The 9058-nt window shown below is 75.1% G+C and carries 8 protein-coding genes; 4 read left to right on the forward strand and 4 right to left on the reverse strand.

What is annotated here, in order from left to right:
• Window positions 1-492 precede the first annotated feature (492 nt).
• Window positions 493-1944 carry a glycoside hydrolase family 3 protein gene (locus ABD52_RS29445; protein WP_047893914.1) on the reverse strand — a complete coding sequence of 484 codons (1452 nt, stop codon included), beginning with the start codon at window positions 1942-1944 and terminating at the stop codon, window positions 493-495.
• A gap of 124 nt (window positions 1945-2068) precedes the next feature.
• Here ABD52_RS29445 and ABD52_RS29450 point away from each other — a divergent pair, with 124 nt between their 5' ends.
• The gene (locus ABD52_RS29450) at window positions 2069-3274 is read left to right on the forward strand and encodes an ROK family transcriptional regulator (RefSeq protein ID WP_013284437.1); all 1206 of its coding nucleotides are present in this window, start codon (window positions 2069-2071) and stop codon (window positions 3272-3274) included.
• Between the two features lie 85 nt (window positions 3275-3359).
• On the opposite strand, the gene ABD52_RS29455 is transcribed toward ABD52_RS29450, so the two are convergent.
• Together ABD52_RS29455 and ABD52_RS29460 are read right to left on the reverse strand one after the other, a co-directional pair.
• Window positions 3360-4370 carry an ABC transporter permease subunit gene (locus ABD52_RS29455; RefSeq protein WP_013474284.1) on the reverse strand — a complete coding sequence of 337 codons (1011 nt, stop codon included), beginning with the start codon at window positions 4368-4370 and terminating at the stop codon, window positions 3360-3362.
• A complete protein-coding gene (locus ABD52_RS29460) occupies window positions 4367-5371 on the reverse strand; it encodes an ABC transporter ATP-binding protein (RefSeq protein WP_013284439.1) in 1005 nt (334 codons plus the stop codon). Before ABD52_RS29460 ends, ABD52_RS29455 begins: the two co-directional genes overlap by 4 nt.
• A 119-nt stretch (window positions 5372-5490) precedes the next feature.
• Between ABD52_RS29460 and ABD52_RS29465 the strand changes: the two genes are divergently transcribed.
• Together ABD52_RS29465 and ABD52_RS29470 are read left to right on the forward strand one after the other, a co-directional pair.
• Entirely contained in the window at window positions 5491-6342 is an 852-nt protein-coding gene (locus ABD52_RS29465; protein ID WP_225319716.1) for an ABC transporter ATP-binding protein, read from the forward strand.
• A 16-nt stretch (window positions 6343-6358) separates the two neighbouring features.
• On the forward strand, window positions 6359-7255 hold the full coding sequence (locus ABD52_RS29470) for a ribokinase (RefSeq protein ID WP_047893915.1): 897 nt from the start codon (window positions 6359-6361) through the stop codon (window positions 7253-7255).
• A 45-nt stretch (window positions 7256-7300) separates the two neighbouring features.
• Here ABD52_RS29470 and ABD52_RS29475 read toward each other — a convergent pair whose 3' ends face one another.
• Window positions 7301-8065: a hypothetical protein gene (locus tag ABD52_RS29475; RefSeq protein ID WP_013284442.1), complete on the reverse strand. Its 765-nt coding sequence runs from the start codon at window positions 8063-8065 to the stop codon at window positions 7301-7303.
• 94 nt (window positions 8066-8159) lie between these two features.
• On the opposite strand from ABD52_RS29475, the gene ABD52_RS29480 reads away from it, so the two are divergent.
• Window positions 8160-9058, forward strand: an 899-nt coding sequence (locus ABD52_RS29480; protein WP_047893916.1) for an alpha/beta fold hydrolase, incomplete at its 3' end; no start/stop codon positions are given.

Genomic DNA, 9058 nt, shown 5'->3' on the forward strand with positions numbered 1-9058 from the left:
GCGGCAGCGGCGGGTGGGTGGCCTGCTGCCGCAGGCGGCCGCGGCGGTAGCGGCCGAGCGCGAAGACGTTGAAGAAGTGCAGCGCGCCGAGCACCAGCAGGACCAGCCCCACCTTCAGCGAGAGCTGCTCCAGCGCCTGGCTGGCGTCGCCGACCGGACCGGACTCCTTCATCGCCACCGTGACGTAGCCGAGGTTGAGCAGGTAGAAGCCGACCACCAGCAGGCTGTTGACCGCCTCGGCCAGCCGGCTGTCGGCGAACACGTCCTGCAGGAACACCAGCCCGTTGCGGGACAGCGCCCGCGCCACCCAGATGGTGAGGCCGATGCTCACCGTCAGGTAGGCCAGGTACATCCAGACCTTCACGTCCATCCCCGTCGCCTCTCTTGAACGTGTTCAAATCTCGGACACCGTGAGCGTACGACAGAATTTGAACGCGTTCAAGAGAGCGGCCCGCCGCCCTTCAGGGCAGCGGGCCGGGTGGGGCGCGTGGGTCAGGCGGTCAGGCCGAGCGCGTCGGCGGCGGCACGGCCGTTGGCGTGACTGGCGCCGTGGGTGGCGACGAACGCGCGCGCGCCCGCCGGCCGCCACGCGCCCGGCCAGCCCATCTCGACCACAGTCACCTGATGCGTGGCGGCCAGCGCCTCGACCAGCTCGCGCGCGCCGGGCAGCCGGTGCAGGTGCCGGCCGACCAGCACGACCGGCCGGTCCCCGGCGAGCCGCCGCAACTGGTCCGGGTCGGTCTCGCCCGCCACCGCGCGGGCCTGCTCGACCCCGGCGGCCAGGTGCGGGCCGAGCCCCCAGGGCACCCGCCCCTCGGCGATGGTGGAGGTGGCGTGCACCTGCACCACGAGCGGCGCGGTGTCGCGGACGAGGTCGCCCTCGACGCGTACCGCCCGCAGCGCGGCGGCGTAGCCGAGGCCGTCGGCGGCCGGCGGCGGGGCATCGGCGGGGCCGGCGGCGGCGAGCGCGGCGGTCCGGCCGGCGGCCTCCTCGACCCGCTCCCGAGTCAGCCGGCCGTCGGTGATCGCCGCGACGATCTCGGCGGCGACCGACTCGACCAGCTCGGCGTCCACCCGGGCGCCGATGCACAGCAGGTCCGCGCCGGCGGCCAGGGCCCGCACCGCGCCCGCACCGACCCCGCCGGCGGCGAGCACGGCGCCCTTCATCTCCAGTGCGTCGGTGATGATCGCGCCGGTGAAGCCGTACTCGACGCGCAGCAGGTCGTGCAGGACCGCGCGGCTGAACGTGGCCGGGCCGTCGCCGGTCAGCGCCGGCACCCGGATGTGCGCGGTCATCACCGCGCGGACGCCCGCGTCGACGACGGCGGCGAACGGCGGCAGGTCGCGTTCCCGCAGGACCGCCGGGGGCACGTCGACTGTGGGCAGCTCGTGGTGGGAGTCGGCGACGGTGGCGCCGTGCCCGGGGAAGTGCTTGGCGCAGGCGGCCACGCCGGTCGACTGGAGACCGGCGACGGCGGCGGCCGAGTGGACAGCGACCCGCTTCGGGTCCGCCCCGAACGAGCGGGTGCCGATCACCGGGTTCTCGTCGGCGGTGTTCACGTCGACGGTGGGGGCGAGGTCGACTGTGATACCGAGCGCTGCCAGCTCCGCGCCGATCGCCGCGTACACCTGGCGGGTGAGGTCGGGGTCGTCCACCGCGCCGAGCGCGGCGTTGCCCGGGTACGGGCTGCCGGTGGCGTGCGCCAGCCGGGTGACGTCGCCGCCCTCCTCGTCGATCGCCACGATCACGTCGGGGCGGCCGGCGCGCAGCGCTGCCGTGGACGCCGCCACCTGGGCCGGATCGTGGATGTTGGTGCCGAACAGGGTGTGCCCGGCGAGCCCGTCGGCGAGCAGGTCGACCGCCCAGTCCGGCGGGACCGGTCCCGGGTACGCGGCGAGCAGCGTGCCCAGCGCGAGCCGGCGCAGTCCTGGATCCAGACCCACGAGTATCCCCTTTCCCTGCCGGGTCGTCCGACCTCTGCGGATGAGGGTGGCCGATACGCTAACGGGCACCCCTCGGCAGGCGTTTTGTGGTTAGAAAACTTTACTGAAAATTGAGGACCTTGGCATGAGTGCGACCCGGCTGCCCGGCACCCCCCGACTCCTGCGGGCGCTCAACGATCGTGCGGCCCTGGAGCTGCTGCTCGAACGCGGCCCGCTGACCCGGGCCCGGATCGGTGAGCTGACCGGGCTGTCCAAGGTCACCGCGTCCCAGCTCGTCGAGCGGCTGGAGGAGCGCGGCCTGGTCGCCCGGGTCGGCGAGCAGGCCGGCGGGCGGGGCCCGAACGCGCAGCTCTACGCCGTCCGGCCGAGCAGCGCGTACGTGGTGGGCGTGGAGGTGGGCGCGGAGCGGGTGGTGGCGGCCTGCGCCGACATCACCGGTACGGTGGCCGGCCGGGTCGAGCAGTCCACGAAGGACACCGACGACCCGGTCGGCGTGGTGCACAACGCCGTGGTCCAGGCGGCGAGCAGCGCCGGGGCGGAGCTGTCCGCCGTCCGGCGCGTCGTGCTCGGCACCCCCGGCCTGGTCGACCCGCAGACCGGCGACATCACGTTCGCGTTCAACCTGCCGCGCTGGCACAGCGGCCTGCTCGCCGCGCTGCGCGAGGACCTGGACACCCCGGTCGTGTTCGAGAACGACGTGAACCTCGCGGCGGTGGCCGAGGCGCAGTCCGGCGCGGCCCGTGGCACCGCCGACTTCGTGCTGGTCTGGGTGGACGCGGGCGTCGGCCTGGCCATCATGCTGGGCGGCCGGCTGCACCACGGCAGCAGCGGCGCGGCCGGCGAGATCGGCTACCTGCCGGTGCCCGGCGCGCCCATCCCGCGCGACGTGTCCAAGCGGGCCAAGCCGGCGTTCCAGCAGCTCGTCGGCGCCGACGCGGTGCGCGCGGTGGCCGCCGAGCACGGTTTCGCCAGCCCGGAGGCGGCGGAGCAGGGCGTCGCGGCGGCCCGGGCCGCCGAGGTGGTACGCGCGGCCATCGCCGCCGGCACCGCCGGTGGTCCGATGCTCGACGAGCTGGCCCGGCGGCTGGCGCTCGGTGTGGCGAGCACCTGCGTGGTGCTGGACCCGCCGCTCGTGGTGCTCGCCGGGGCGGTCGGGCAGGCGGGCGGGGCGGCGCTGGCCGAGCGCGTGCAGCACGAGGTCGCCGCGATCACGCTGGTCCGGCCCCGGGTGGTGACCACCGGGCTGACCGAGGAGCCGATCCTGCGCGGCGCGCTGCGTACCGCGCTGGACGCCGTACGCGACGAGGTGTTCGGCTCGACGGTCGGCTGACCGCGTCGTGCACCCTGGCGCCATGTGAAGGAATCCTTCATCATGGCGTCAGGGTTCGCAAGGAGTTGCCGAGGTGCGGCTCCGGTCAGATCAGGTCGCGGCGGCGGAACACCGTGAACGCGGCGGCCACCAGTGCGCCGGTGAGCCCGAGCAGCACCACCAGCCCCGACGTCCAGGTGAGCGTGTAGGAGCCGTCGCAGTAGCCGGAGATCCCGGGGCCGCAGGCGTTGTTGTCCCAGAGCCGCACCTCACCGGACAGCCAGGCCGCCAGATAGCTGGACAGCATGTACCGGTCCGGCCGGCCGACCTCCAGGATCTGGAACACCAGCCGCGCCCCCAGCTCCCACACCACCACGTACGCGGCCACGGTGCCGAGCGCCGCCGACGTGTGCCGGCCCAGCGTGGCGACGGCGAACCCGAGCGCCGCGGCGAGCAGCACCAGCATCAGCCCGCGTACCCAGATCGCTGCGAGCGACGGCCAGAAGTCGCCGCCGGTCCGCCCGACCAGTCCGGACGCCTGGCCGATCAACCAGAAGGACCCCAGGTACGCCGCCGACGCCAGCACCGACAGGCCGAGCAGCCCGCCCAGCAGCGTGCCGAGCTTCGTGGCGAGCACAGTCGGCCGCCGGGGCCGCCACAGCAGCAGGTTGACCACCCCGCCCGAGTTCAGGTCGGCCCCGATGTAGGAGGCGCCGACCAGGAACCCGAACAGCGTCAGGAACGCGATCAGGAAGTAGAGCAGCGGCTCGGCCTCCTTGGCGAAGACGAACACACCGCTGAGGTAGTCGGCCGTGGTCGGCAACTCCTCGATCTGGGCCGGGTCGATCTGGGCGCAGTCGCGCGGCAGGTAGTCGTTCTCGCCCGGCGGGATCGTGCCCTCGCGGATCCGCAGGCAGCGGTCGTACGTCATCTCCATCTGGCGCACGCTCTCCGCCGCCTGCGCCTGCGCCCGGCTCAGCTCCGCCGGGCCGGGCCGGTGCGAACCGGCGAGCGTGGTCACCACGGTCACCGCGAAGGCGGCAGCCAGCAGCACCACCATGAGCTGCACGAAGCGCCGGGCGGCCAGCCGCTCCAGTTCGGCACGGACCAGGTTCACGCGTCCACCTCCCGGATCTCCCGGACGTCGAGGTCGATCACTCCGTCGCTCGGCGGCGCGCCGTCGACCTGCCGCGGCACCGCCACGTGCTCGTTGCCGCCGGTCAGCTCCAGGAAGACGCTCTCCAGGTCCGGCCGCAGCGGGACCAGCTCGCGTACCCACATGCCCTGCTCGCCGAGCGTCCGGCTGATCGTCTCCGGATCCTGCACACCGGTCACCACCAGGTGGTCCGGCGCGACCGCCACCGACAGGCCGGCGCGGCCCAGCACCTGCCCGGCCTGCTCCGGATCGGCCACCCGGACCCGCCACTGGTGCTGGTCGAAGCCGGCCAGCACCTCCTCCACCGGCCCGTACGCGACCCGCTGCCCCCGGCTCACGATCGTCACGTGGTCGCAGATCAACTGGATCTCGGCGAGGATGTGGCTGGACAGCAGCACCGTCACCCCGGCCTCGGCCAGCGACCGGGTCAGGTCGCGCATCTCCCGGATGCCGGCCGGGTCCAGCCCGTTCGCCGGTTCGTCCAGGATCAGCAGCTCCGGGTTCTTCAGCAGGGCCGACGCGACCGCCAGCCGCTGCTTCATGCCCAGCGAGTAGCCCTTGACCCGCTCGTCGCCCCGGTCGCGCAGCCCGACCTGCTCCAGCACCTCGTCCACCCGGGCGGTCGGCACACCCCCGGCCAGGGCCAGCAGCCGCAGCGTCCGGTGCGCGGTGAAGTTGGCGAAGAACTGCGGGCTCTCCACGATCGCGCCGACCCGCCCGGCCACGTCCGGCAGGTGCTCGGGGGACTCGGCGCCCAGCACGCGCATCCGCCCGGCGTCCGGCCGGACCAGCCCCAGCAGCGCGCGCAGCGTGGTGGTCTTCCCGGACCCGTTCGGCCCCAGGAAGCCGTGCACCTGGCCCGCCTCGACCAGCATGTCGAAGCCGTCGACGGCGACCCGGCGCCCCTGGCGCAGCGTGTGGAACGTCTTGCGGAGGCCGGCGATCTCGATGACCGCGCTCATCCGCGCGCCTCCCGGCAGCGGTCGGGCATGGGTGTCCTCCGGAAGCGGTGACCAACGACACGGCGCCCCACCCTATGGCGGCGGCGCCGCCCGTGGGGGGCGCCGGGCCGGGTGCGTGATTGGATGGAGCGGTGACTGGTGACCTGATCCCCGGCGCCCCGGGCGCCCTCGCCCCCTCGACCGTGGACGCGGATCTGGTGGTCAGCCTCGACGGGGTCGGCGTCAAGCGTTCCGGCACGGCGCTGGTGCACGACGTCGACTGGCGGGTCGAGCTGGACGAACGGTGGGTGGTGCTCGGACCGAACGGCGCGGGCAAGACCACGCTGCTCAACCTGGCCGCCGGCCGGCTGCACCCGACCAGCGGCGTCGCGCACGTGCTCGGCGAGCGCATCGGCCGCACCGACGTCAACGAGCTGCGTACCCGCATCGGCCTGTCCACAGCGACGCTCGCCGAGCGGATCCCCGCCGAGGAGCGCGTCGTCGACGTGGTGGTGACCGCCGCCTGGTCGGTGGTCGGCCGCTGGCGGGAGAGCTACGACCGCACCGACGAGGTCCGCGCCGCCGCGCTGCTGCGCCAGCTCGGCGTCGGCCACCTCACCGACCGCACGTACGGCACGCTGTCCGAGGGCGAGCGCAAGCGGGTCCAGATCGCCCGCGCCCTGATGACCGACCCGGAGCTGCTGCTGCTCGACGAGCCCGCCGCCGGGCTCGACCTGGGCGGGCGCGAGGACCTGGTGGCCCGGCTGGCCGAGCTGGCGTACGACCCGGACGCGCCCGCGATGGTGCTGGTCACGCACCACGTCGAGGAGATCCCGCCGGGCTTCACCCACGCGCTGCTGCTGCGCGAGGGCGCCGTGGTGGCGCAGGGCCTGCTCGCCGACGTGCTCACCGCCGACAACCTTTCGAAGACGTTCGGCCTGCCGCTGGTGGTCACGCGGTCCGGCGACCGCTGGGCCGCCCGCGCCGCCTGAGCGACGGGACGACACAGTGCCGCAGACCCGGATCGCCGTCGTCGGCAGTGCCAACATGGACCTGGTCGGCATCGGCGCCGCGCTGCCCCGGCCCGGCGAGACCGTGCTGGGCGACGACTTCGTCATGCTGCCCGGCGGCAAGGGCGCCAACCAGGCGGTCGCCGCGGTACGCGCCGGAGCCTCCTGCGTCTTCCTGGGCGCGATCGGCTCGGACTCGTTCGGCGTGACGCTGCGGGCCCGCATGACGGCGGCCGGCGTGGACACCGGCCACCTGCGGGTGGTCTACGGCCCGTCCGGCGTCGCGCTGGTGATGGTCGGCGGCGCGGGGGAGAACGCCATCCTGGTCACCCCCGGGGCGAACGCCGCGTTCACGTCGCTGACCGCCGGCGAGCTTTCCGCCGTACGCGATGCGGACGTGCTGGTCGCGCAGCTGGAGGTGCCGGTCGAGACGGTGACCGAGGCGGCGCTGGCGGCCCGGTCCGCGGGCACCCGGGTGGTGCTCAACGCCGCGCCGGCCCGGTCGGTGCCGGCCGAGCTGCTGGCGGCCACCGACCTGCTCGTGGTGAACGAGCCGGAGGCGCAGGCGCTGACCGGTCGCGGCCGGGACGAGCCGGCGGCGCTGCTCGACCTGGTGCCCCGGGCGGTGCTCACGCTCGGCGGCGACGGCGCCTGGTACGTCGACCGGGACCGCCCGCCGACGCACGTGCCGGCGGTGCCGGTGGACGTGGTCGACTCGACCGCCGCCGGGGACGCGTTCACCGCCGCGCTCGCGGTGGCCTGGGGCGAGGGGCGGGACCTGGCCGACGCGGTCCGCTGGGCGGCGGCCGCCGGTGCGGCGTGCGTGCGCAAGCTCGGCGCCTCGGTGGCGCTGCCGCACCGCGCGGAGATCGACGAGCTGTTCCCCGGCGGTTAAGAAGGGGCCCTTCCTCTACCGGAGGCGTTAAGAAGGGGCCCTTCCTTACACCTCGTCGGTGAGGCGCTCGCCGCGCCGGCGCAGCATGCCGAGCCCGGGGATGCCGGCGACCGCGAGCTTGAGATCGCGTGTGACGTCCAGCAGGTCGTGCAGGTCCGGGCCGACCCGGTCCAGCGTGGCCAGGATCGGCAGCACGTCCGAGGTGAGATGGTCCTTGAGCTTCGGCAACTCGTCCACCAGCCGGATCGCGGCGGTCACCTCCTCCGGGCTGAGCTGCTCCACGAAACGCGCTGCCATCGGCGCGGCCCGGCGCAGCGTCGCCTCGTACGCGGTCAGCAGCTCGGTCGCGACGCCCGTCGCCTTCTCGGCGGTCGCCAGCGTGCCCGCCGCCCGCGCGGTCACCGTCTCCGCCTCGGTCACCACACCGGCCGCCGTCCGGGCCACCCGGTCGGCCTGGCCGACCACCGTGGCCGCCGCCTCGGAGACCCGCTGCGCCTCGCCGACCACCACAGTCGCCGCGGCGGCCACCTCGGTCGCCGTGTCGATCGCCGCGGTGGCGGCGGTGCTGATCACCGCCACCTCGCGGACCGCCGTCTCGGCGTCGGTGAGCACCCGGTCGGTGCGGTCGAGCGTGCCCTCGATCCGGTCCACCACCCCGTCGATCCGCCGGACCAGCGCCTCCACCTGATCGAGGACGGCGAAGGCGCGAGCGGGTACCGAGGCCACCGTGGCGGCCGAGCCGAGCGCCTGGTCCAGGGCGGTACGGGTGAGGCCGAGCACGGCGCCGGGCCGGGGAAGAGGGATCGCCATGACATCCAGTGTGCGGCGTCGCTGCCAGTGCCGCCCGACGGCAGCCGGGCGGCGAAGGTCACGCCGGGCCGCCGACGCGGCGTAGGGTGCCGGCATGCCCACCCCCGGCCCGGCGTCGCGGCGACTGCTCGCCTGCGGCGTGGTCGCGCTGCTCGCCGTCGTCCTGGGCGCCCTGCTCCTGGTCCGCGCCGACGCCGGTCTGAGCACCCGGCGGGCGACCGTGGCGGGAGTCCCGCTGACCGAGGTCCGGGCGGACGGCGTGAGCGGCGACCTGCGGCCCGGGGTGGTGATCGCGCACGGCTTCGCCGGGTCGGCCCGGCTGATGCGGCCGCTCGCCGACTCGGTGGCCCGCCGGGGCGGGATCGCGGTGCTGCTCGACTTCGCCGGCCACGGCGCCAGCCACGCCCGGCTACCCGGTGCGGGCCGGGACGAGGATCGCAGCCGGGCGCTGCTGCGGCACGACCTGGACGTGGCGGTCGCCTGGCTGCGCGGGCGTCCCGGCGTCGACCCGGACCGGATCGTCCTGGTCGGGCACTCGATGGGCGCCGGCGCGGTCACCCGGTACGCGGTGGCGCATCCGGAGATCGACCGGACCGTGGCGATCTCGCTGCCCGACGGCGGTGACGTGCCGGCCGGCTGGCCCGGGAGGCTGACGCTCGTGGTGGGCGGGCTGGAGTTCGCCGGCTTCCGCCAGGCGGTCGACGAGGCGACGCGGGACGCGCCACCGGGCACCCGCACGCGGGTGGTGGCACCGGGCACCGAGCACGTGTCGGTGCTGTTCGCGCCGCGTACCCACGCCGCGGTGCTCGACGCGCTCCCGGACCGTACCGGCGGGCCGCCGCCGGCCCCGCTGACCCGGCCGGGCGGCGCCGGGCTGCTGCTGGCAGGGCTCGCGCTGGGCTTCGTGCCGCTGGCGGCGCTGCTACCGCGCCGTCGGTGGCTGCCCCTCGGCGGCGGTCACCGTGCCCTCGGTGACTGCCAGACCGCGTTCGA

The organism is Micromonospora sp. RV43 (genome assembly GCF_001029515.1).
Taxonomy (GTDB): Bacteria; Actinomycetota; Actinomycetes; order Mycobacteriales; family Micromonosporaceae; genus Micromonospora; species Micromonospora aurantiaca.